The organism is Jeotgalibacillus sp. 10bf12, assembly GCF_055597105.1.
In genome coordinates, this window is the sequence record NZ_CP200276.1 from 336,928 (window position 1) to 359,246 (window position 22,319).

Genomic DNA, 22,319 nt, shown 5'->3' on the forward strand with positions numbered 1-22,319 from the left:
CCGGAGCCAGGCATCTCTGCCCGCTCCGGTTTCCTATGAAATCGTATTATAAACGATCCTTATTTCTAAAATGGTTTTCTTCCATCAATAAACGGCGTTCTTTCTCTTCTTTATCAAGCGTTGGATCATGCGAAGGCTTAGCCCGGTCACGATCACGCAATTCACTTTCTTCACCAGGATGCTCCTGATGTGCGTGGTCATTTGGATTCTGCTCTGAGATATCCTCCTGCCCGCGCAGGCGTCCTTTGCTGTCAGCCTGTGCTTCTACTTGCTTGTCACTGTTTGACTGACTTTTGTCTACCCACACAGATTCCTGGCCGTCCACGACTCGTCGATTATTATCAGCACCACCATGCTCTTCAGGTGGCTCCACCTCTTCATGACGGTGTTTGCCTGAAGGATCGCCCTGGTAGTTCGGCTGATCAGGTCTTACCTGACCACGGGGTGTTCCTGCATCTACTGCATCAGGAGAAAACTCCTCATCACCCTGTCCGCCACCATATTGCTGCTTGTCATGTTCTGATGGTTCAAAGATTTTACCACGGTCATCCGGCGCGCGGTATTCACCTGGTTCTTCATCATGCTGATCTGCTGCTGCAGCATCCTTATGATTCGAATGGCTTTGCGTTTTTTGTTCTTCAGCACGGATTAAATCTTCTCTGCTGTCATTAACCGGCTGTGTCTGTTCAGGGTTATCAATGTTTGGATCCACATAGCGGTCACGGTCACCAAGCGCTCTGTCATGATCTACGCCCGCCGTATTTTGATCTGTCTGCTCTGCAAGAGGTCTTCCTGCACCTTCAGCAGCTGATGTGTGCGTATTTTTTTGTTCATTTGTAAAGTTTGTCCCGCTCACCTTATGATCTGCATGTGAATCAGGGTCAAGTCCACCGGCTGCCGGGCTGACGAAATCATCGTTTTCATCTGCGTAAGCATTATCTGCATATAATAAAAATGCGCCGTTTCTCACTTCATCGTAATAGCGTTCTGCATCCTGTTTCTCCATTCCCATCCGGTCAAATGCTTCCCGTACTGAAGAATCTCCTGAAACAAACGCTTTAAACTTATCCCACCAGTTTCCTTCTACTGCTTCGATATCAGCATCTGTGCGACCTCTTACTAGTGAAAGCTCATCTTTATCACGGGCCACAACATACATATCGTTTTCTTTATATCCCTGGAGTTTCAAGTCTTCGATCTTATTCAAAACGTCCTGCTCAGAATGAAATGTTTCAACAAATGTTTTTGACATGGTATTTCCTCCTTGAGTCGTTCTATTTTTCAGCATAGTTTGGAATTACCCTGTCTATTAATTCTTGAAACAACTGCATGTATGGCTTAATGGTAAATACTGATATTTACCTACTAAATGTAATATTTGTTATAATCCATTCACTTCACTTTAGATAGACTTTACAGCTGATTGAAAAGCATGTTTTATTTTTAGATTACAAAGTCATGTCCTTCATTAAATTACTTTCCCAAAAAAACTTCTACATAAAAAACGGGAGCGCTCAGGCTCCCGATTCGATTATTTATTCTTTATTCATTTCATTTGGATGCGGACCTTTACGTTCGCCCTTATCCAGATCGTTAATGCTTTTCAGTTCGTCAGCAGTCAGTGCAAAATCAAATACGTCGAAGTTAGATTCGATGCGTGATGGTGTCACTGACTTTGGAATGACAATGCTGCCTGACTGCAGGTGCCATCTAATCACAACCTGTGCCGGCTCTTTTCCGTATTTTTCTGCGATGTTGCGGATGATGTCGTCTTCAAGGACTTCTCCACCCTGCATGAGCGGGCTCCATGCTTCAAGGAAGATATTATGCTTCGCACAGAATTCTTTTAGCTCAAGCTGTGCAAAGTATGGATGGCACTCAACCTGGTTTAATACAGGCTTCACTGTACACTCATCCATGAGACGCTGAAGGTGCTCAATTTCAAAGTTACATACGCCGATCGCTTTCACTTTGCCATCTTCGTAAAGTTTTTCGAGTGCTTTATATGTTTCGATGTACTTATCTTTTTCAGGCATTGGCCAGTGAATGAGATAAAGGTCAACGTAATCAAGACCAAGCTTTTCAAGGCTTGTTTCAAGCGCTTGTATAGTGTTGTCATAGCCCTGGTCTGCATTCCATACTTTTGTTGTAATGAACAGCTCTTCACGCGGAACACCTGATTCGCGGATTCCCTGACCGACTGCCTCTTCGTTTTTATAAATCATCGCTGTGTCAATTGAACGGTATCCTGTTTCAATTGCTTTCTTAACTGAATCCACACCTGTCTGATGGTCTTCTACCTGCCATACGCCAAGTCCGATTTGAGGCATTTTCAGCCCATTATTTAATGTAATGATATCCATGCTTAAAACTCCTCTCGAAATTGAAAATTCAAATTAAGTATATACATGTGCTACTTTAACGTCACATTCATTGTTATTTCCGATTCCGAAAGAAATAAAACATTATTTCAGCACAAAGCGTCTGATCGCTTCTGCCACGCCGTGATCTTCATTTGAATGAGTGATCCAATCTGCAGCTTCCTTGACTTTGGTTTGCGCATTCTCCATTGCCACACCAATCCCGGATTCTTTAATCATGGCAAGATCATTCAGACTGTCACCCACTGCCATGACCTGGTCCATCTGGATATTCAGGCGCTTGCAGACTTTCCGTATTGCTGCTGCTTTATTAATTCCTGCAGCATTTACTTCTATATTGGTCAGACTTGAATTCGTCACTTCGAGCTCCTGACGTTTTGAGAGCTCTTCCCAGATTGTTTTCCGTACTTCATCGTCTTTTATATCAAAACCAAATTTCAGCCACTGATAATCATGAATGTTTTTTGGAAAGGTGGTGTTTTTATTCCATACACCTTCTACTGTTGATGACCAGTAATGCGTATCATGCTTCAATGCCATCTCAAGCATGAATTCAACGTGAGAAGAATCGATCATCGTCCGCTCGATTAACTCGCGATCCGGGCTCCATATTTCTCCGCCATTTACAGTGATCAGGTACGTTGAGAGCTCTAATGAGTCTACAATTTCTTCAGCGTACAGAAGCGGACGCCCTGTACTGACCATGACAGCCTTCCCCTGCTCTTGTGCGGTTTTAATCGCAGCTCTATTTTCTTCAGAAACGCTGTGATCATTTCTCAAAAGTGTGCCGTCCATATCCAGCGCAATCAGTCGTATATCGTTTCCCATGTGTATCCCCTTTCGAATCTGTGGAGTATCAATATAAGTATAAGGCGCCTGTCGCAGCTAGCGCCTGAAGCTGGATATAAGTATAGCTTTTCCAGCCATTAAAATCGACCAAAACCCTTTGTGAATCGGCATTTACGAATATAATTTCGTTCACCAAAATACTATTTTAATAATAGTATTTTAAAAGATGTATAGACATGAATACGCTTTCGTGTTTTCATAGAAATAGCCCTTTACTTTCTGGTTATTTTGATAAATAATACATATGAAATCCTTTTCATCAGGTAGTTGAACCTATTTAAGCTAATGAAAACCATTTCAATTGTCCTGTATTTTCAGAATAAAAAGAATTTTTAAAATTTTTTTATTTAGTATTGAAATCGATTTCATAATGTTATATGATTTAGTCGTGAAAACGATTTCATACGACTTCACAAATGGGGGTGTTCCTATAGGAGGGTCAGCGCGTGTACACCATTAAAGATGTAGCGTTAAAAGCTGGGTTGTCACAGGCTACCGTATCAAGGGTAATCAATCATCATCCGTACGTCAGTGAGGAAAAAAAGCAGGCTGTTCAAAAAGCGATGGAGGAACTCGGCTATGTGCCAAACTCTTCTGCACAAAGATTACGCAATATAAAGACAAAGAAAATTGCGGTACTGATCTCAAGAATCGTGAATCCTTTTTTCAGCCAGCTGGTCGATGCGATGGAAAAAAAAGCAGCCAGACATGGATATCAGCTGATTTTATGCAACACGAGAATCAGTCCTGAAAAAGAATTAGAATATTTTCAGCTGCTACAATCCAAACAAGTCGACGGCATTATTCTGGCAGCCGCCGAGAATAAGTGGGGAGCTATTGCGCCCTACACAAAATACGGCACTGTCATTTACTGTAATGAATATGACCCCGATGCAACAGTCACGAGAGTCCGTCTCGACCAGGTAGAAGGCGGATACATTGGTACAAAGCACTTACTCGACAAGGGACACACAAAAATTGGTTACTGCCAGGGAAACGACAGCAGCGTTTCTGTCAATCGACGCAAAGGTTATTTGAAGGCGATTACAGAAGCCGGTATAGAGCCAAATCCGGCCTGGATGTTTAAAGACGTCTTTACTGTTGAGAATGGAAGAGAGATTTTTAGACACATTGCTACAATGGATGACCCACCCACTGCCTTCTTTACGGGAAGTGATGAGGTGGCAGCAGGAATGATTAAGGAAGCCCAGCTAAATGGCTGGTGCGTCCCGGATGATCTTGCAGTTGTCGGGTTTGATGATCAGCCCATTGCTACGCTGATGGATCCGCAATTCACAACGATTAACCAATTTACTTCTGACATTGGCGAAAAAGCAATGGAAGTCATGCTTGAAATTATCGAAGGAAAACGTGAAAACAAGGCAGAGGACATTCTTCTACCTTTGGAATTAATTGAAAGACAATCAACTTAAAAACTAAGGGGGCTTTACTTTATGAAACTTTGGAACAAAAAAGTTGCCGGTGCTACTGTTTTAACAATGAGCTTACTTCTTGCTGCATGTAGCGGAGACGACGAATCAACGGACACTGGTACAGACACTGGCGGAGATACAGGTGGAGATGAAGGTACTGAGGAGCAGGTAACGATCACATATGCTGCCGGTGTTGATGTAACCGGTGCAACTGATAAATTGATCGAAGAATTTGAAGCTCAAAACCCTAACATTACTGTAGAATATCGTGAAATGCCTGCAGATACAGGCGCTTCTCATGACCAGTATGTAACAATGTTCAGTTCGCAGGATGCTTCAATCGACGTATTTGATGCAGATGTAATCTGGCCGGCTGAATTCGCCCAGGGACAATATGCACTTGAGCTTGACCGCTTTATCGAAGCAGATGAAATTAATATGGACGACTACTTCCCTGGTACAGTTGCATCAGGTCAGTTTAATGGCCGCCAGTATGCAATGCCGAAATTTACTGATGCCGGACTGCTTTACTACCGCACAGACATTGTAGAAGAGCCGCCTACAACCTGGGACGAGCTGATGACAATGGCTGCTGAGCTTCAGGGTGAAGCAGGAACTGAATTCGGCTACCTCATGCAGGCGAATCAGTATGAAGGAATGGTAACAAACGCAATTGAATTCATCGCTTCTCACGGTGGACAGGTTGTTGATGAGAACAACGAAGTCGTTGTAAACAGTCCTGAAACAATTGCAGGAATCCAGACAATGATCGATATCGTTAACTCTGATTTCGTACCTAGCAATATCTTAAGCTTCCAGGAAACTGAAACAAATAACGCATGGGTTGGCGGACAGGCAGTATTCGCACGTAACTGGCCTTACATGCAGTCAACTTCAGCTGATGAAGAAGCTTCTGAAGTTGCAGGTAACGTAGGATTCGCAACACTTCCTGAAGGGGATGCAGGAAGCGCAGCAACACTTGGCGGATGGATGACAATGATCAACCGTTACTCTGAAAACCAGGAAGCTGCTTGGGAATTCGTTAAATTCATGACTGGTGCAGAAGGTCAGACAATCAGTGCAGTTGAAGGTGGACGCGCACCAACAATTGAAGCACTTTATGACGAGACTGAAGTACAGGAAGCTGCTGCACTGTTTGCTAACGAGCAGTTTGTAGAAACACTTCAAAATGCTGTACCAAGACCGGTAACACCGATCTACCCACGTATTTCTGACATCATGCAGGTTCAGCTTTCACAGGCACTAGCTGGAGACATCACAGCTGAAGAAGCTGCAGCAAACATGCAAGAAGAAATGGAAGCAGCAATGGCTGAGTAAAAGCGGAAGCAGGCGTTCAGGTCCGACAAGCATAAGACGCAATGAGAGAAATGGGTGACCTTTCCCATTTTCTCATTGTGGCTTATGACTCGAGGACCTGCCTGCTGGAGCTGGATATCTGTAAAAGCGTAAGGCGCCCTTTTAAGGCGCTGAATGACAACAGGACGAAGGGGGGGTGTTTTTTCACCTCCCCTTCTCTTGATTCAAAACATTCTATGAAAAAAGTAGGTGAAACCGTTGAAGTTTCAATTGAACGAAAAGCAGCTTGGTTATGCAATGGTCGCGCCCGCTCTGATTCTTGTCATACTCGTTACACTTTGGCCGGTTGCGCAGTCATTTTATAACAGTTTATTTGATTATCGTCTGAATGACCCTTCCAGATCAGAGCGTTTCCTCAGTTCGAATGTGGATCTTGAGCGTTATGCGAATGACTATTTTTACTTATCAAGAGATTTAGAGGCTTTAGAAGGTCAGTCGCCTGACCCTGAAGCCGGAGCCGCTGCTGCTGAGATCAGCCAGCAGTTTGAAGCTTACCATGCTGAGCTTTTAGAAATGGATGGTCTCGCAGAGCAGTATGAAGAGGTTGAAGGCATGATTGCCTCCTTTACTGCAATTTCTGACCGTGACCTGAAGTATGCTTCAGTCGAAAATGACTGGGCAGAAGGTTTCAAAGCATTTCTGGATGATTCGAGTCAGCAGTTGATTGATATCTCCAGCGACGCAGAAGATGAGGAATTTTCTGCAACGGCAGCAAATGTAGCTGGATCACTTAATTTGATTGACACAGCAGTCATTGAATCCAACTTTATCGGATTCAGCAACTATCAGCGTTACCTGACAGATAGCCGTATGTGGCAATCAATGAGTAATACAATGCTCTTTACAGTCGTATCAGTATTTGTAGAGCTTGTACTTGGTCTGATGATCGCCCTTTTGATCAATCGTGCATTTGTCGGACGTGGAATTGTCCGTGCTTCTGTTCTGATTCCATGGGCAATCCCGACAGCGGTTGCTGCAATGATGTGGGGCTTCCTGTATGACGGACAGACTGGTATTGTGGCGCATTACTTTGAACAACTCGGCTTTATTGACGATGCCTCAGTGCTATTATCGACAGGCGCCGGCGGTATGTTCTCCGTTATCTTCGCAGATGTATGGAAAACAACACCTTATATGGCCCTTCTATTATTAGCAGGTCTGCAGACAATTCCAGGCTCACTTTATGAAGCAGCTGAAGTGGATGGTGCAGGTAAATGGCAGCAGTTCTGGAAAATCACATTGCCACTTTTAAAATCATCAATTCTTGTTGCTTTGTTATTCCGTACGCTGGATGCTTTCCGCGTATTCGACCTGATCTTCGTACTGACAGGCGGTGGACCTGCAAACTCAACAGAATCAATTTCAATTTACGCTTACATTACCCTGTTCTCTCAATCTAACTTTGGGGCAGGTTCAGTATTATCAGTTATCGTATTTATTTCAGTAGCGATCATCTCAACACTATTTATCAAATTCATCGGGTCGGATTTGTTTGCCGGCAAAACGGGTCGATAAGGAGGAATCAAGATGAACAAACGTGCAGGAATAGGCTTTTATGTTTTTCTCGTCGTGTTTGTATTTTTCGTGATGTTCCCTTTCATCTGGGTTTTCCTCACGTCGATCAAACCGCCGGGTGAAATTTTCAATAATTTTAACTGGTTTACATCCAATCCGTCTATCGCTTCCTATGAAAATGCGGTCACAAACCGTCCACTTTTCAGATATATGTGGAACAGTATTGTCGTATCAACGCTGACAACTCTGATTGCGATTGGATTTGCTTCGATTGCTGCATACGCACTGACGCGTCTGCCAATCAGATTTAAAGGCGTGATCCTGGGAATTATCCTTGCTGCATCGATGTTCCCGCAGATTGCGATCATCTCACCAATCTATAACTTTGTTACTGCTGTTGGTCTTCGTAACAGCTATATGGGTCTTGTGATTCCGTATATTACGGTCTCTCTCCCTCTTGCAATCTGGATTCTCGCAACCTTCTTCCAGAAGATTCCGTGGGAGCTTGAAGAATCAGCAAAACTGGACGGAGCATCTCCTTTCCAGACATTCAGAAAGATCATTTTCCCGCTTGCTGCACCAGGGGTATTTACAACAGGTATCCTGGTATTCATCGCAGCGTGGAATGAATATTTATTTGCATTAACAATTAATACGTCAGATGAGTGGCGTACAGTTCCGGTTGGGATCTCGTTCTACCAGAGTCAGTTCACGATTCCATGGGGAGATATTTCAGCTGCGACAGTTATTGTAACGATTCCTATTGTTATACTGGTATTGATTTTCCAGAGAAGAATTGTTGCCGGACTGACTTCAGGCTCGGTAAAGGAATAATACTGAGTGTGCCGGGTCCCTATCAGGTCCCCGGCCCTCTTTATGATTGAAGTCGAAGGAAACGGTGCAAATATTTACTTTTCAGTTGATAAATCTGTTAAAGTAAAGGAAGCGGTTGCATATACAACCTTTCATTTTTAATCATGCTTTTACAGTAATAAATAAAGGAGTGTTTTAAGTTATGAATGTTACGGTTTGGAATGAATTCAGACATGAAAAGAAGCATGATGCAGTCAAGGAAATTTATCCTGATGGCATTCACCGCGTCATTGCGGATGCGCTTACTGAACACGGCTATGACGTGAAAACGGCTACATTAGATGAGCCTGAACATGGTTTAACAGAGGACGTTCTTAATAACACCGACGTTCTTTTATGGTGGGGTCATCTTGCACATGATGAAGTTGATGATGAAATTGTTGAAAAAGTACAGAAGCGCGTTTGGGAAGGTATGGGCCTGATCGTCCTTCACTCTGCTCACTTCTCTAAGATCTTCAAGCGCCTGATGGGTACAGGTTGTGACCTGAAGTGGCGTGAAGCAAATGAGCGCGAGCGTCTGTGGGTTGTTGATCCGAGTCACCCGATTGCTGACGGGATTGGGGAGTATATCGAGCTTGATGAAGAGGAAATGTATGGCGAACATTTTGATATTCCGGCACCGGATGAACTGATTTTCCTCAGCTGGTTCCAGGGTGGAGAAGTATTCAGAAGTGGAGCAACGTTTAAGCGCGGAAACGGAAAGATCTTCTACTTCCGTCCGGGTCATGAAACTCACCCGACTTACCATAACAAACAGATCCAGCAGGTCATTGCAAACGGCGTAAAATGGGCAGCTCCAACAAAGCGTGACTACCCTGTTTACGGAAATGCAAAGCCGATCGAAAAGCTTGAAGGATACAAGGAGGAATAATCAATGGCTAAATTAAAAGTTGGTGTTGTAGGTGCCGGCAGTATTGCAAAGCACCGTCATCTTGCTGAATATGCAGCTAATGAAAATGTAGAGATCGTTGCAATTTGTGATATCAATGAAGAGCGCGCAAAAGAAATGGCTAAAAAATTCGGCGCTGCGCAAACGTTTACAGATTATAAGGACCTTGTAAAACAGGACCTTGATGCAGTCAGCGTCTGCACGCCGAACTATTTGCACGCACCAGTATCAATCGCTGCGCTTGAAGCCGGCAAACACGTATTATGCGAAAAGCCAATGGCAACAAGCGAGCAGGAAGCAGATGATATGATTGCAGCTGCTGAAAAAGCAGGAAAGCTTCTGATGATCGGTCATAACCAGCGCTTCGTTGCATCACACCAGAAAGCACAGGAGTGGATTGCTTCAGGTGAGCTTGGTAAAATCTACAGCTTCCGTACTGCATTCGGACACCCTGGTCCTGAAGGCTGGAGTGCTGATGGAAAAGACAGCTGGTTCTTTGACAAGGATGAAGCATTTATCGGTGCAATGGGTGATCTTGGCGTTCACAAAACTGATTTAATCCGCTACATACTAGGTGAAGAAATGACAGAAGTAGCGGCGATGGTCGAAACAAGTGCAAAAGAAAACACTGAAGTAGATGACAATGCCGTACTTGTGTTGAAAACAGAAAGTGGTATTATCGGCACGCTTGCTGCAAGCTGGTCTTACGTTGCAGAAGATAATGCAACAGTCATTTTTGCAGAAAAAGGTGTCCTTCGCCTTGAAGACGATCCTGAATATTCAGTTGTCCTTCAAAAAGCGGACGGCACGAAAGAAGAACTTTCACTTGGAAAGATCCAGTCAAATGATGAAGGCGGCCAGGTTTCTACTGGTGTGATCGATCATTTCGTAGACTCGATCCTCTCAGGCAAACAGCCGCTGATCGACGGCGAAGAAGGTAAACGTTCTCTGAAAGTCATTTTAGGAGCACTTGAATCTAACAAATCCAAACAGATTGTAAAGCTGTAGGTGATCGATATGGATAAATTAAGAGTCGGCATTATTGGAGTCGGAGGCATCGCGGTATCGCGGCACCTCCCCTCCTTTCTTGCGTTAGGAAACGATGTTGATGTAACGGCAGTCTGTGATGTAAATGCAGAACGCGCGAAAACCGTGGCAAAAGATTATCAGATCCCTTATCACACAGATGACTATCAAAAGATTTTTGATAAAGTGGATGCAGTAACAATCTGTACGCCAAATAAATTTCATGCAGAGATTGCAATTGCTGCATTTGAAGCAGGTAAACATGTGTTATGTGAAAAGCCGATGGCGATGACAACTGCAGAATGTAAGGCAATGATTGAAGCGTCTGAAAAAGCGGATAAAGTGCTGATGATCGCTTATCATTACCGCCATACAAAAGAAGCTGTAGCTGCCAAACGCTTTATTGATGCCGGTGAAATCGGCCGTCCTTTAGTCTCACGTGCGCAGGCAATCAGACGACGCAAAGTTCCTGGCTGGGGCGTATTCACAAACAAAGACTTGCAGGGTGGCGGAAGCCTGATTGATTTTGGCTGTCACTTCCTTGACCTGGCACTTCACCTGATGGACTTCCCTGAAATTGCTGAAGTATCAGGCGCAACTTACAATGAATTGAGTCGTCAGGACGATGTTGTAAACCAGTGGGGTAAATTTGACCCGACAACATTTGAAGTCGATGACCATGCAACTGCTTATATTAAATTCAAAGATGGCGCGACCTTATTATTTGAAACGTCATGGGCAGCCAACCTGGCTGATGATCAGGAAACGGTCACTGTCTCCGGGACAAAAGGCGGTATGGATGTCTATCCGCTTAAGCTTTATCAGGCTAAATACGGTATGCTGCTTGATCAGGAAGCTTACTGGATTTCAGATGACGAGAACCCTGGACTTCCTCAGGCCTATAACTTCCTTGAAAGCTGCCGCGGTAACCAGCAGCCGCTTGTAAAGCCTGAAGAAGCGATGATCGTATCCAAGGTCATTGAAGCGATTTATGAAAGCAGTGAGACCGGGAAATCGATTAGGTTTTAATATGTGTTGTATTGATATCCAGTTCCAGGCGCTAACTGCTCGAGTCATAAGCCACTGAGCGATAAAGGGATAGTTCGCCCTTTTTCGCTCCGCGTCTTATGCTTTTCGCAGTTGACCAAGCGCCTTACACTTTTATTACAGGAGGTATTTTAATATGAAGTTAGGTGTATTTGCAGTATTATTTGCACAAAAACCATTTGAAGACATGCTTGATTATGTAAAAGACTCAGGTCTTGATTCAGTTGAAATCGGCACAGGTGGATACCCTGGGAATGACCACTGCCCGATCGACGATCTTCTTGAAGATGAAGGCAAGCGTAAAGAGTACCTTGAAAAAGTAACGTCACGTGGCCTTACAATCAGTGCATTCAGCTGCCACGGTAACCCTGTCAGCCCTGATGCGGCTCTAGCAAAAGACAGCGATGAAGCCCTACGCAAAACAATTAAGCTTGCGAAGCTTTGCGGTGTGCCTGTTGTCAACACATTCTCAGGAACACCAGGTGCTGACGCTGACGCGAAGCATCCAAACTGGCCCGTAGCACCATGGCCAAATGAATACGGTGATATCCTGAAGTGGCAGTGGGAAGAAAAACTGATTCCTTACTGGAAAGAAATCGCTGAAATTGCGAAAGAAGCTGACGTAAAAATCGGCCTTGAGCTTCATGGCGGATTCTCAGTACACACACCATACACAATGCTGAAGCTACGCGCGGCAACAAACGAATATATTGGAGCAAACCTTGACCCAAGTCATCTGTGGTGGCAGGGAATTGATCCGGTTGGCGCGATCAAAATTCTTGGAAAAGAAAATGCAATCCATCACTTCCATGCAAAAGACACGTATATTGATCAGGATAACGTGAACATGTACGGACTGACTGATATGCAGACATATGACAAAATCCAGACGCGTGCATGGAGCTTCCGTTCAGTTGGAATGGGGCACCCTGCAGACGAATGGGGCCGCATCATCAGCGCACTGCGCACATACGGCTATGACCACGTTGTCAGCATTGAACACGAAGATCCAATCATGAGCATCGAAGAAGGCTTCCAGCGCGCAGTACAGACGCTGAAGTCAGTGAATATTAAAGATCAACCTGATGACATGTGGTGGCTATAAGAAAAGCGGAAGCAGGCGTTTAGGGGCGTATGCGGTGGACTGAAGCGGATTGAGATAAAGGAAACACAGCGAACGCAGTGAGCTGATGTTGACTTATCTTAAGGAGCTGAGGGAACCGCACTAGACCCTGCCTGCTGGAGCTGGACACCAAGAAAAGCGGAAGGCGCTTGTTCAGCTCCGACAGGCATAAGACGCAAAGTGAAAAAGGGCGAACTTTCCCTTTATCACTTTGTGGCTTATGACTCGAGGAGCTGCGAGTCGGAGCTGGACACCGTTAATAACAATAACCTTAAAAATCTTCCCCAGACTCCGTCTGCGGGAAGATTTTTTGTGCTCTGCACACAGGTCTAATTACACTTTTCTAAGGACCACCCCGGTTTTTCTAAGAACCATCATGTCTATTCTAAGAACAACGACGATTTTTCTACGAACTTGAACCTCCCCTCCCCCATATAGCCAAAAACCTCTCCCTAGAGTAAAATAAAATCAAAAGTTGAAGTGGCACAAGATTTAAACCAGATGAAGGGAAGGCTTCAGGCCTGACACCGTGAAAACTCTTGTAATAGTTTTTAAGAGTATGTGAGCATTTACGACAGTAAACAGGCGCTTGATAGCCTGGAGCAGGTCAGTGTATAAGAAAACAGCGCATCAAACGATTGGGCTCTGACTTTTATCATATAGACACTTATCAGTAAAAAACGATTTACCTTTTTTATAAATGGAGGAATTTTAAAGTCTTTACCTCAAAGCAGAGGAGGATAAGAATGGAGATCATTGCTTTTATTTTCAGTGCAGTCATATCTTTCACTGTTTTATACTTTGTGATCCGTGAAGCAGTCACTGAAGGAATTAACCGGTCAGTGATCGGAAAACGATTCACCCGGGGAAAAACGCCATCATCCAAGCAGGCGCAACAGCACTTTTCAATGATGAAAGGCGGCAGGGTTATTACGTACCAAAAAGCAACTGAAGCCAGATACAATGAAATTCTTTTATTACTGAAGCACTGTGCCGGGAAGTTAAAAAGCGAGGGTATTCAGCAGTGGGGCCACCTGCTGTCAGGCGGTGAAGATTCTGAGATTAAAGAGGATCTATTGAAAGGAAATACGTATGCTATTTATGAAAAGGATCAGATGATCGGGACTTTCACTCTGAGAAAAGGGCCCGGTTCATGGGATGAGCATATCTGGAGAGACCGGTTGGACCCTGACGCACTCTATCTTCACAGGCTTGCTGTAGATCCTGCGTTCAGAAAAGAAGGCATCGGCACTGCCTGTCTGTCGTGGATTGAGGAGCAGTTTGCGGGTGGATTACTCATGCTTGATTGCGTAGAGCAGAACGAAAAGCTGAAGCGGTTTTATGAGGCACGCGGATTTGAGTCTGCAGGTGTATATGATGGTCATCAGCGGTATTTTAAGAGATTGACACCACAATAAAAGAGGATGGCCTGTTAAAAATGGCCATCCTCTTTTACATTTACAGTTTTTCAACACACACTTCAAGGAGCGCTTCTGCTGACATCAGCTTCTCACCGCCACCCTGGGCGAAATCCGGCTTGCCGCCGCCCCGTCCGTTAATCAGTGGTAAAACTGATTTGATCAGCTGATTCATATCGCTTTCTGATTGTGCACTTCGTCCGCAGATCAGCTGAAGCTTTTCATCCGTTTCATTTACAAACAGAACGGTTTTTTCTTCATCTCCGGCAATGATCATTTTAGCGAGCTTCTGCAGCTCTGCAATCGGTCGGTCAGTAAAGGCTTCTTTCGCAAGAGCACCACTATACTGCTCCGCTTCAAACCTCAGCAGCTGACTTTTCAGCTCTTCAACTGTCTTTTCAAGCTGCTTATTCTGATCAAGCAGTCTTTCTGCAGCTTCTGCCAGCTTTTCCTGAGGCACGCTCATTTTAGCTGTCAGCGACTGGATCACTTCATGCTTTTCACCAAGCTGACTGTTCACTCTCTTCCCGCAGACAAAATAAACTCTCGTCTGTCCACGCTGTTTTTCAGTATGAAGGATTTTAATCGTTCCCACCTGTCCTGTAGACGTTGGGTGCGTTCCGCCGCAGCCGTTATAGTCAGCTTCCGGAATAATCACGAGCCTGATCTTGTCTGAGACAGCTACTTCTTTTCTGAGAGGGTACTGCTTCAGTTCCTCCTGACTCACCTGTTTCGTTTCAATCGGACGGTTTTCAAGCAAGAGTTCGTTCGCCTGCTCTTCAGCCGCCGTGAGCACTTCTTCATTGACCTGCTCCGCCTCAAGATCAATGGAACAGATCTCTTCTCCTAAATGAAAGCTGACCGTCTTCAAATTGAAGTTGTTTTCAAAAGCAGCAGAAAGAATATGCTGGCCTGCATGCTGCTGCATATGATCAAAACGGCGCACCCAGTCAACTTCACCATGAACGATCTCAAGCAATGGGTCAGTTCCTTCTATATAATGTCTGACTGCCCCTTCTACTTCCTCTACGTCATAGACGCGTGCCTGGTTCAGAAGACCAGTATCATGCGGCTGGCCTCCACCTGTCGGATAAAAGGCTGTCTGATCCAGCACAACATAGCGACGTCCCTGCTCATCTGTTCCTTCATCTATTTTCTTCGCCTGAAAGGTTTGGAGGTTAACATCTTCGTAGAATAATTTCATGGTGTACTGTTTCCTTTCTCTTTGGTTTCCATGACATCCCAAGGCGTTATGATGCCGAGGATCGGTTGATTGCTGGCTCCGTTTTCAGTAATAATGAGTGTGACCAGCTTCTCTCCTCGTTCAGCCGCCTGTGAAAAGCGGTCCTGGGCTTCGTACATACTCGCATCTTTCCTGATAAACCGATAGCTTTTCTTCTTTTTATCGTAAGGCTGCAGGTCTTTCACCTGAACATTTTTAATCGACACATGTTCCTCGTCCAGATGAGCCGCCAGCCAGTTTGCAATTCCGCTATCCGTCACAAGTGACGTCACAAGGTTGTGCTGATCCACAAGCGGGAATTGCGAAAACGCTTTTTCATTCATATTGTGCAGCACCTGCTTTAAAGACGAGTCTTCCTGAAGCGTTACAACTTCTTTTACAAAACGCTCCACAGTCGGCGGTACCACGAGCTTACTTCTGATTTCTTCAATGAGATTTACGATATAAGGCGTAGGCTCAGCCAGCACTTCATTCGTATACGTATGTACAATCGCATTACGCAGTTCGGCAATCTCTTTCAGATCGCTGATATAACGCTTCACAATCCGGTCATTTCGCTGCGCCGCCTTATCCAGAAGCGCCTGAAAGCTCATATAGTCGCCTTTGTTATGCTTCGTCTTCAAGTAACTTTCAATTTCATTGAAATCACGCAGAAAAGCGCGGGAATTAGCAGAGTCCATGGTCGTGTCCCCTTTTTGATTTATGATACAGGTTTTGGGGTGGGAGGTCACTTATTTGGGGTGCGGGTGGTAAGGATGGTTCAGGAGATTTTGGGTGGTGTTCAGGAGATTAGTGGCCTTGTACCTGAAATGATGAGGCGTGTTCATGAAATTACCTTTGGTGTTCAGAAGAAAATTGGCGTGGTTCAGGAGATCGTGATAATAGACCTATCTACATTTCAAAAAAACTGTCTGGCCAACCAGCCAGACAGCAGCTTACCTTACGTCTTCTTCCCATACTTCTTGCTATCCCACGCCCATTCGAAAAACCATATCAGCGCAACAGTAATCAGTGGAATGGCGATATGCTCTGACCACACAATTTCCTGATCATTTACAAGATCAACAAACGTCATAACAGTGAAAATCATGAGTCCAAATCCAAACCAATATTTATACCCTTTTTTCTTACGTGTTGATTCCTTCAAAGCATCACCCTGCTAAGAACGCGATCCCGACAAAGAAGAACCATGCGAGAATCGTAAACAGCTGAATGATCAGGCCGACGATGCTGCAGATCATCCCTGAGATCGCAAGGCCTTTTCCACCTTCCTCACTAATGGCGATCTGCTTCATTGAAATGTTCGCAGTGATGATCCCGCCGATTCCAAGGAAAATTCCGAGAAACGGAACCATCAGTGATAAGATTCCGAGTGTGAGTGATACGATTGATTGTGTATTTGTCTGTTCCATATGATCAGCTCCTTAATCTTATTTACGATTAGGTCTGGAAAAAGATTCAGTATCCTCCTAAATTTCGTCAGTTTTACGCAGGAACCGCATCTAATTTATGCTATGCTTTTAGATATGAAGATTGAAAGGGGCACCTTATGAAAGCTGTAAAATGGCGGGATCTATTTGATAAACATGACAACCATTCCATCACCGGAGACGTCAGAATTTTAAAGGATATGAAAGTACCTGAACTGGATACGACTAAAAACATCTGGATTTACCTGCCCCCGGATTATGAAAATAGCGACAGATGCTACCCCGTGCTTTATATGCATGATGCACAAAACATTTTTGATCAGGCGACTTCCACCGGCGAGGAATGGTGTGTGGATGAGACGCTTGAAAAACTGAGCGATCAACAACATGGTGACTATCAGGCCATTGTCGTTGCGATCGACCATGGAGATGATGAGCGCAGCAATGAATACAACGTTTTTAAAAACCAGAAGCATCATTTCGGAGGAAAAGGTGAACAGTATATTGCCTTTTTAAAAGACACGCTGAAACCGTGGATCGATAGTGAATTCAGGACGCTTAACGGCCCTGAACATACGATGATTGGCGGCAGTTCATTCGGTGCGTATATCTCACTCTATGCGGGCATTACATATCCTGAAGTTTTCGGTAAAGTGATGGCTTTTTCACTGATGGTCTGGCAGGATCACAATTCATTAAGAAAACTGATTAAGAATGGTCATCATACACTGCTTCATAAAGTATTCATCAATATTGGAGACACCGAAGTCAGAAGCCGTCGAGGGTCAAAGCTTTTATTGAAGGATGCTCAAAAAATAGCAGACGCATTTACTGACAGCGGTTTCCCTGAAGGAAATCTCCGGTTTGACATTGTGAAGGACGGCAGGCATCATGAGTCTACGTGGAGAAAAGAATTTCCTGACGCTTTCAAATGGCTGATTACGCCTTAAAGAGGAGGTCGACGATGTCTTTTTTACGTCCTGAATTAAAAAGCATTTTATTTTTAATGCTGACAGCGGCAATTACCGGGCTGGTCATACTGATCGGACTGGCACCTGCCTCATTCTCAACGCCGCTCGCCATTGCAGCGGCAGTACTGTTTGCAGGGTCATTCATCATGGGGTTTTTTCAGCTCATCGTATCACCACGCATTAATATTTATATGACACTTGGGCTGGTCTTTTCGATGATTAATATTGTTTCACTTGCTTCATTTATGATGCTATTGAATGCTGAAACTGTTTAAACGGGGGATTTGATGAGGGTAGAGACGATAAAAGAATTAACGACTAAAGAAGAGATGTCAGCCGCTTTTCCTGTGATGAATCAGCTGCGCACACATTTAGATGAAACTGCCTATCTGGCCCTCATTGAAGAAGCGCGGCAACAAGACAGCTACAGACTTTTTGCGCTGTATGAAAACAATGAGATTGTCGCACTGACAGGTTTTAAACCAATGATTACTTTATATTATGGACGATTTGTATGGGTAAGTGACCTTGTGACAGATCAGGGTAAACGGTCTGAGGGATACGGCGAAAAACTGCTTGAATTTGTGCATGACTGGGCATTAAAGGAAGGATACGGGCGCGTTGCCTTGTCTTCAGGGCTAAAGCGTACTGATGCACATCGTTTTTACGAAGAAAAAATGGACTATGATAAAGTGAGCTACGTATTTAAAAAAGAACTATGAATCAAAAGAGGTGAAAGCAGGCATCAGCTGCCTTCTTTCACCTCTTTTCTAAGTCATTTATTCTCATTGAAATCGTACAATCCCTGCAAGAAGGTTCATACATCCCTTTATGTAGATTCTTTTCAGATGGGCGCTCTGCTTTCAGATAAATATCCTCGTACAGCTCCATCCATTTATTACACTTGCTGCATTTCAACCTTCTGGAAATACGACTCATCCTTTCGACTCTGCAATGTCCACTAACAATACACTGGTTATATTTTCCCTAACACCACCCCTTTATAACACATTTGCATAGTTTTTTAAAAAACAGGAAAAATAATGATGAATGGAGGGATAACGATGGACAAGATTGCTAAAAATGATTCTGTTGAACAGCGTCTGAAAAAAGAGCGCGGTCAGGATATCGAGCCACAGCGCGACCCTGAAAAGCCGGCTCATACGAAAAGCGCAAAGGAAAACCGGTAACAGAAAGAGCCTGAATCGGGGCTCTTTTTTACATATAAAGTTCATATCCTGTCTTAAAAGGTGTTCACGGTGTCCAAACCTGCGTATATTTGCTAAAATTAGACATTATTAGTGTACATGCAACCTCAGCATGTCGAACTCGGGAAAGGAAGACCCTTCCATGGCATTCTTTTTATTAATGGCATTAGCCTGCATACCGTTATTCTTATCAATATCACTACTTTTTTACTCACGATCAATCCATACAAAAGCATTCTCAGTGTTCCTGCTGCTGATCTCACTTTGGCAAATGGGAATTGCGGTATTATATAGCCAGGATGTCTTCACGATCAGTGTGATCGACTGGTTATTCAGGGTTTTCAGAGCAGGACCGATCTTTTTGATGCCTGTGATGTATATCCTCGCTGTTGTCATGGTGAATCAAAGCCCTGAACTTGCAGGCTTTAAAAAGATATTTAAATTCAGAGGATTTATTTTCCTGCTGATCATCAGTGCCATCGTATATCTGATTAATTTTACGAACGCAGGGATTGACGGCTATATCTTTGTCCAGGATGGAATGTATTCTCCTGAACACATGATGCCGCTTTATGGAAACCTGAATATTACATTTCTAATCAATACAGTACTGGTGATTGCAAACACCGCCCTTTTCGCAGTCGCAGCCAGCCGTATTTTAAACCGCTCACTCAGAATTTTTTATATGCAAATCAGTATTGGCGGTATTTTTATTTTTCTAAATGGGGTGTTTAGTGCATTCACCCCGCTCCCATTATATTTTTCAAGCTTTAACTCAATTATCATTGCCATATTAATGTTTTTGGCATATGTACGCATGCAATCAATGATGCTCCTTCAGGCCAATGACCACTTGGCAAGACAGCGCACACTGCTCGAAAAGATTATGGATATTAACCCAAACTATCTGGCGGTGATCGATCAGAACAACCAGATTATCCGCTTGAACGATTCAATCTGCAGACTGCTGTCAGTATCCAAAGAAGAGCTGTCACAGCAGGATCTGTCAGCGTTACTGGCGATACGTGAACTAAACCCTGAACACGACCGAATGCTGACGCGCTCTGGTGAGATCCGCTATATAAAATGGAGTTTCGAAACAATCGAACTCGACAGCGAAGAAGTCTATACCCTGTTTATCGGCGTTGACTTTACAGAGCAAAAGCAGAATGAACAGCTTCTGCTCGACTCTGAAAAATCTAAAGTTGTTGGGGAACTTGCAGCAAGTATTGCCCATGAAATCCGCAACCCGCTGACAACTGTCAGAGGGCTGATCCAGCTGTCAAAAGAGAAATCAGACGATCCGAAGCTTGAAAATATTATTTTAGATGAAATCGACCGGATCGTAGAAGTCCTGAAAGAACTCCTGCTGCTCGCGCGGCCCGAAGCTAAAAATGAGCAGGAAAGCCGCAGCGAAATCATCAATGTGGCAGAGGAACTTGAAAACATCCACTTCCTCTACCAGTCTGTCGCAATCAAAGAGAACAAGTTTATTTCAATCGAAAACCTATTAAGATCGAACGGACTGCTTGATATTCAGAAGTCACATTTCAAACAGATTATGATCAACTTCCTGAAAAACAGCCTTGAAGCAACTGGTCCGGAAAGCAAAATTAAAATTAAGGTCGATGGGACAGGTGACAAAATCCGAATCCGTATTATCGACAACGGTAAAGGCATTCCCAAATCCCGTCTCTCAAGAATCGGCGAGCCGTACTATACAACTAAAGAAAAAGGCACCGGCATCGGTATGGCCGTCTGCTTCAAATTAATTAAAGACCATCACGGCGACATTGAGGTAAACAGTAAAATCAACTGGGGAACGACGATTACCGTAACATTCCCGCAAGCTGCGGTGGGAAATCATATTACTGAAGCAATTTAAAAAATCCAGGGTGCTGAATTAAGCCCTCTGGATTTTTCACCCTGTATAAACATCCTCTTTTGCATAACGAACCTTATCCGGTTTAATTGCTGCTAATGAAAACGCGAGCGTAATCGGTCCAACTCTCCCAAGGAACATCAAAATAATGATCATGACTTTACCTGGCGCACTCAGTTCTGCTGTAATCCCCATTGACAGACCAACTGTCCCAAAAGCTGAAAACACTTCAAATGCAAGCTCTAAAAATGGCAGCTGCGGATCAGTCAGCGTCAGCCCGAGCAGACAGATAAAAACGGTCATAAATCCGGCAAACGTAATTGCAAACGCTCTGATCACAATATTGTTTTTAATTGTACGTCCAAATACCGCCACTTCACTCTTATTTTGCAGAAACGTAATAAACGTCAGCAAAATAATAATCGCGGTGGTCAGCTTAATCCCGCTTCCCGTCGAACCACTCCCGGCCCCGATAAACATCAGTGCCATCATAAATAAAACTGATGAGGTCTCCATGCTGCCGATATCCAGCGAATTAAAGCCGGCAGTTCTTGTGGTTACCCCCTGAAAATAGGAAGCCCAAAACTGATCAATTAATGGCATATCGCCAATTGTAGCCGGATTGCTGTATTCCGAAAAAAAGATGAACAGCAACGCAATGGTATTGATCACAAGTGTGCCAACGATCATCAGCTTAGAATGCAGCGTCAGCTTTTTAAATTGCGGCTTTTTATAGACATCCACCAAAACAGTAAAGCCGATCCCGCCTAATATAAACAAGCCTGTAATAACAAGGTTGATCACCGGGTCACCAACATACCCCATCAGGTTATCAGACCATAATGAAAATCCCGCATTGTTAAACGCAGAAATAGAATGAAATAAGCTGACATGCAGCCCTTCCCTCCAGCCATATTCAGGCACCCACACCGTCGCAAGTAAAACCATACCGGCAAGCTCAATGACAAGCGAAAAAATAAACAATGACAATACAAGACGCACAACACCGCCAATAGAGGTCTGGCTCAGCGCCTCCTGAATCAGCAGCCTTTCTTTTAACGTGATTTTTTTTCTGAGAAAAAGAATCACCAGCACAGCAAACGTCATAAACCCAAGTCCGCCGACCTGGATCAGGATCATAATCACAGCCTCTCCAAAAAGCGTAAACACAGTACCCGTATCAACCGTCACAAGTCCAGTAACAGTCGTGGCTGACGTTGCCGTGAAGAATGCATTTAACCAGGTGATCCCTTCAAATGTCGAGACCGGCATCTTCAATAATAGCGTGCCAATCAAAATGGTTATTCCAAAGCCCGCCATCAGAAACTGCGGCGGTGACAACTGCACCCTTTTCAACTTCATCACAGCGCCTCGATTCCACCTTATTGACGATAAAATACTCCTGATGGAAGGCTTTGTCAATAGGAGGGAAATGGATAATATTTCTTGTGAACTCACAAAAAAATGCCCCCCAATGGACAATGGGGAGCCAAACTAGCATAAAGGTGATGTCGTCATGGTTCACAAACCATTGACTGCTTTTTCTATACCCGGATTTTTGTTTTGAGAAACTCAGTTTTTAAGGGACCCGGCACACTGGGGACGGAGTTGTGTGAGTCAAATATAGAATGATTCTAAAAATGGCGTACTCACC

Annotated in this window: 22 protein-coding genes; 14 read left to right on the forward strand and 8 right to left on the reverse strand. The window is 44.1% G+C overall.

Going from position 1 to position 22,319, the window contains the following annotated elements:
• Nucleotides 1–46: 46 nt before the first annotated feature.
• The 3 genes from DH10bf12_RS01540 to DH10bf12_RS01550 form a co-directional block, all read right to left on the reverse strand.
• Nucleotides 47–1,252, reverse strand: coding sequence for a YflT domain-containing protein (locus DH10bf12_RS01540; RefSeq protein ID WP_471736869.1), 1,206 nt, complete (start codon nt 1,250–1,252; stop codon nt 47–49).
• Nucleotides 1,253–1,535: 283 nt separating this feature from the next.
• Nucleotides 1,536–2,363, reverse strand: a complete 828-nt coding sequence (locus DH10bf12_RS01545; RefSeq protein WP_471736870.1) for an aldo/keto reductase — start codon at nt 2,361–2,363, stop codon at nt 1,536–1,538.
• 102 nt (nt 2,364–2,465) lie between these two features.
• Nucleotides 2,466–3,209, reverse strand: coding sequence for a Cof-type HAD-IIB family hydrolase (locus tag DH10bf12_RS01550; protein ID WP_471736871.1), 744 nt, complete (start codon nt 3,207–3,209; stop codon nt 2,466–2,468).
• Between the two features lie 467 nt (nt 3,210–3,676).
• Here DH10bf12_RS01550 and DH10bf12_RS01555 point away from each other — a divergent pair, with 467 nt between their 5' ends.
• The 9 genes from DH10bf12_RS01555 (at nt 3,677) to DH10bf12_RS01595 (ending at nt 13,931) form a co-directional block, all read left to right on the forward strand.
• Nucleotides 3,677–4,663, forward strand: a complete 987-nt coding sequence (locus tag DH10bf12_RS01555; protein WP_471736872.1) for a LacI family DNA-binding transcriptional regulator — start codon at nt 3,677–3,679, stop codon at nt 4,661–4,663.
• Nucleotides 4,664–4,684: 21 nt separating this feature from the next.
• Nucleotides 4,685–6,001, forward strand: coding sequence for an ABC transporter substrate-binding protein (locus DH10bf12_RS01560; protein ID WP_471736873.1), 1,317 nt, complete (start codon nt 4,685–4,687; stop codon nt 5,999–6,001).
• Between the two features lie 276 nt (nt 6,002–6,277).
• Complete coding sequence (locus tag DH10bf12_RS01565; protein ID WP_471738168.1) at nt 6,278–7,555, forward strand: carbohydrate ABC transporter permease; 1,278 nt, start codon at nt 6,278–6,280, stop codon at nt 7,553–7,555.
• A 12-nt stretch (nt 7,556–7,567) separates the two neighbouring features.
• Nucleotides 7,568–8,389: a carbohydrate ABC transporter permease gene (locus DH10bf12_RS01570; protein ID WP_471736874.1), complete on the forward strand. Its 822-nt coding sequence runs from the start codon at nt 7,568–7,570 to the stop codon at nt 8,387–8,389.
• Between the two features lie 181 nt (nt 8,390–8,570).
• Nucleotides 8,571–9,299, forward strand: a complete 729-nt coding sequence (locus DH10bf12_RS01575; protein WP_471736875.1) for a ThuA domain-containing protein — start codon at nt 8,571–8,573, stop codon at nt 9,297–9,299.
• Between the two features lie 3 nt (nt 9,300–9,302).
• Complete coding sequence (locus DH10bf12_RS01580; RefSeq protein ID WP_471736876.1) at nt 9,303–10,325, forward strand: Gfo/Idh/MocA family protein; 1,023 nt, start codon at nt 9,303–9,305, stop codon at nt 10,323–10,325.
• 9 nt (nt 10,326–10,334) lie between these two features.
• Nucleotides 10,335–11,372, forward strand: a complete 1,038-nt coding sequence (locus DH10bf12_RS01585) for a Gfo/Idh/MocA family protein (protein WP_471736877.1) — start codon at nt 10,335–10,337, stop codon at nt 11,370–11,372.
• Between the two features lie 154 nt (nt 11,373–11,526).
• Nucleotides 11,527–12,495 (forward strand): sugar phosphate isomerase/epimerase family protein, encoded by a 969-nt coding sequence (locus DH10bf12_RS01590; RefSeq protein WP_471736878.1) that lies wholly within the window; start codon nt 11,527–11,529, stop codon nt 12,493–12,495.
• Nucleotides 12,496–13,259: 764 nt separating this feature from the next.
• The gene (locus tag DH10bf12_RS01595; RefSeq protein WP_471736879.1) at nt 13,260–13,931 is read left to right on the forward strand and encodes a GNAT family N-acetyltransferase; all 672 of its coding nucleotides are present in this window, start codon (nt 13,260–13,262) and stop codon (nt 13,929–13,931) included.
• Nucleotides 13,932–13,971: 40 nt separating this feature from the next.
• On the opposite strand, the gene DH10bf12_RS01600 is transcribed toward DH10bf12_RS01595, so the two are convergent.
• The 4 genes from DH10bf12_RS01600 to DH10bf12_RS01615 form a co-directional block, all read right to left on the reverse strand.
• Nucleotides 13,972–15,135, reverse strand: coding sequence for an alanyl-tRNA editing protein (locus DH10bf12_RS01600; protein WP_471736880.1), 1,164 nt, complete (start codon nt 15,133–15,135; stop codon nt 13,972–13,974).
• The gene (locus DH10bf12_RS01605) at nt 15,132–15,854 is read right to left on the reverse strand and encodes a CBS domain-containing protein (RefSeq protein ID WP_471736881.1); all 723 of its coding nucleotides are present in this window, start codon (nt 15,852–15,854) and stop codon (nt 15,132–15,134) included. Before DH10bf12_RS01605 ends, DH10bf12_RS01600 begins: the two co-directional genes overlap by 4 nt.
• 260 nt (nt 15,855–16,114) lie before the next feature.
• Nucleotides 16,115–16,321, reverse strand: a complete 207-nt coding sequence (locus DH10bf12_RS01610; protein WP_471736882.1) for a hypothetical protein — start codon at nt 16,319–16,321, stop codon at nt 16,115–16,117.
• Nucleotides 16,322–16,325: 4 nt separating this feature from the next.
• Nucleotides 16,326–16,586: a DUF4190 domain-containing protein gene (locus tag DH10bf12_RS01615; protein ID WP_471736883.1), complete on the reverse strand. Its 261-nt coding sequence runs from the start codon at nt 16,584–16,586 to the stop codon at nt 16,326–16,328.
• Nucleotides 16,587–16,723: 137 nt separating this feature from the next.
• Here DH10bf12_RS01615 and DH10bf12_RS01620 point away from each other — a divergent pair, with 137 nt between their 5' ends.
• From DH10bf12_RS01620 to DH10bf12_RS01640, 5 genes are all read left to right on the forward strand, one after another.
• Nucleotides 16,724–17,554: an alpha/beta hydrolase gene (locus DH10bf12_RS01620; RefSeq protein ID WP_471736884.1), complete on the forward strand. Its 831-nt coding sequence runs from the start codon at nt 16,724–16,726 to the stop codon at nt 17,552–17,554.
• Nucleotides 17,555–17,568: 14 nt separating this feature from the next.
• Complete coding sequence (locus DH10bf12_RS01625) at nt 17,569–17,850, forward strand: hypothetical protein (RefSeq protein ID WP_471736885.1); 282 nt, start codon at nt 17,569–17,571, stop codon at nt 17,848–17,850.
• A 12-nt stretch (nt 17,851–17,862) separates the two neighbouring features.
• Nucleotides 17,863–18,297, forward strand: a complete 435-nt coding sequence (locus tag DH10bf12_RS01630; RefSeq protein ID WP_471736886.1) for a GNAT family N-acetyltransferase — start codon at nt 17,863–17,865, stop codon at nt 18,295–18,297.
• A gap of 342 nt (nt 18,298–18,639) precedes the next feature.
• On the forward strand, nt 18,640–18,765 hold the full coding sequence (locus DH10bf12_RS01635; protein ID WP_471736887.1) for a 3-methyladenine DNA glycosylase: 126 nt from the start codon (nt 18,640–18,642) through the stop codon (nt 18,763–18,765).
• Between the two features lie 160 nt (nt 18,766–18,925).
• The gene (locus DH10bf12_RS01640) at nt 18,926–20,668 is read left to right on the forward strand and encodes an ATP-binding protein (RefSeq protein ID WP_471736888.1); all 1,743 of its coding nucleotides are present in this window, start codon (nt 18,926–18,928) and stop codon (nt 20,666–20,668) included.
• A 36-nt stretch (nt 20,669–20,704) separates the two neighbouring features.
• Here DH10bf12_RS01640 and DH10bf12_RS01645 read toward each other — a convergent pair whose 3' ends face one another.
• Nucleotides 20,705–22,027, reverse strand: coding sequence for a TrkH family potassium uptake protein (locus tag DH10bf12_RS01645; protein ID WP_471738169.1), 1,323 nt, complete (start codon nt 22,025–22,027; stop codon nt 20,705–20,707).
• Nucleotides 22,028–22,319 lie beyond the last annotated feature (292 nt).

What these genes read in the sequence shown, in the direction of transcription:
- DH10bf12_RS01620 (WP_471736884.1), top strand. Translation starts at nt 16,724, where the DNA reads ATGAAAGCTGTAAAATGGCGGGATCTATTTGATAAACATGACAACCAT.
- DH10bf12_RS01565 (WP_471738168.1), top strand. Translation starts at nt 6,278, where the DNA reads ATGGTCGCGCCCGCTCTGATTCTTGTCATACTCGTTACACTTTGGCCG.
- DH10bf12_RS01640 (WP_471736888.1), top strand. Translation starts at nt 18,926, where the DNA reads ATGGCATTCTTTTTATTAATGGCATTAGCCTGCATACCGTTATTCTTA.
- DH10bf12_RS01615 (WP_471736883.1), bottom strand. Translation starts at nt 16,586, where the DNA reads ATGGAACAGACAAATACACAATCAATCGTATCACTCACACTCGGAATC.
- DH10bf12_RS01540 (WP_471736869.1), bottom strand. Translation starts at nt 1,252, where the DNA reads ATGTCAAAAACATTTGTTGAAACATTTCATTCTGAGCAGGACGTTTTG.
- DH10bf12_RS01605 (WP_471736881.1), bottom strand. Translation starts at nt 15,854, where the DNA reads ATGGACTCTGCTAATTCCCGCGCTTTTCTGCGTGATTTCAATGAAATT.
- DH10bf12_RS01560 (WP_471736873.1), top strand. Translation starts at nt 4,685, where the DNA reads ATGAAACTTTGGAACAAAAAAGTTGCCGGTGCTACTGTTTTAACAATG.
- DH10bf12_RS01625 (WP_471736885.1), top strand. Translation starts at nt 17,569, where the DNA reads ATGTCTTTTTTACGTCCTGAATTAAAAAGCATTTTATTTTTAATGCTG.
- DH10bf12_RS01585 (WP_471736877.1), top strand. Translation starts at nt 10,335, where the DNA reads ATGGATAAATTAAGAGTCGGCATTATTGGAGTCGGAGGCATCGCGGTA.
- DH10bf12_RS01635 (WP_471736887.1), top strand. Translation starts at nt 18,640, where the DNA reads ATGGACAAGATTGCTAAAAATGATTCTGTTGAACAGCGTCTGAAAAAA.
- DH10bf12_RS01590 (WP_471736878.1), top strand. Translation starts at nt 11,527, where the DNA reads ATGAAGTTAGGTGTATTTGCAGTATTATTTGCACAAAAACCATTTGAA.
- DH10bf12_RS01570 (WP_471736874.1), top strand. Translation starts at nt 7,568, where the DNA reads ATGAACAAACGTGCAGGAATAGGCTTTTATGTTTTTCTCGTCGTGTTT.
- DH10bf12_RS01630 (WP_471736886.1), top strand. Translation starts at nt 17,863, where the DNA reads ATGAGGGTAGAGACGATAAAAGAATTAACGACTAAAGAAGAGATGTCA.
- DH10bf12_RS01600 (WP_471736880.1), bottom strand. Translation starts at nt 15,135, where the DNA reads ATGAAATTATTCTACGAAGATGTTAACCTCCAAACCTTTCAGGCGAAG.
- DH10bf12_RS01550 (WP_471736871.1), bottom strand. Translation starts at nt 3,209, where the DNA reads ATGGGAAACGATATACGACTGATTGCGCTGGATATGGACGGCACACTT.
- DH10bf12_RS01595 (WP_471736879.1), top strand. Translation starts at nt 13,260, where the DNA reads ATGGAGATCATTGCTTTTATTTTCAGTGCAGTCATATCTTTCACTGTT.
- DH10bf12_RS01575 (WP_471736875.1), top strand. Translation starts at nt 8,571, where the DNA reads ATGAATGTTACGGTTTGGAATGAATTCAGACATGAAAAGAAGCATGAT.
- DH10bf12_RS01645 (WP_471738169.1), bottom strand. Translation starts at nt 22,027, where the DNA reads ATGAAGTTGAAAAGGGTGCAGTTGTCACCGCCGCAGTTTCTGATGGCG.
- DH10bf12_RS01545 (WP_471736870.1), bottom strand. Translation starts at nt 2,363, where the DNA reads ATGGATATCATTACATTAAATAATGGGCTGAAAATGCCTCAAATCGGA.
- DH10bf12_RS01580 (WP_471736876.1), top strand. Translation starts at nt 9,303, where the DNA reads ATGGCTAAATTAAAAGTTGGTGTTGTAGGTGCCGGCAGTATTGCAAAG.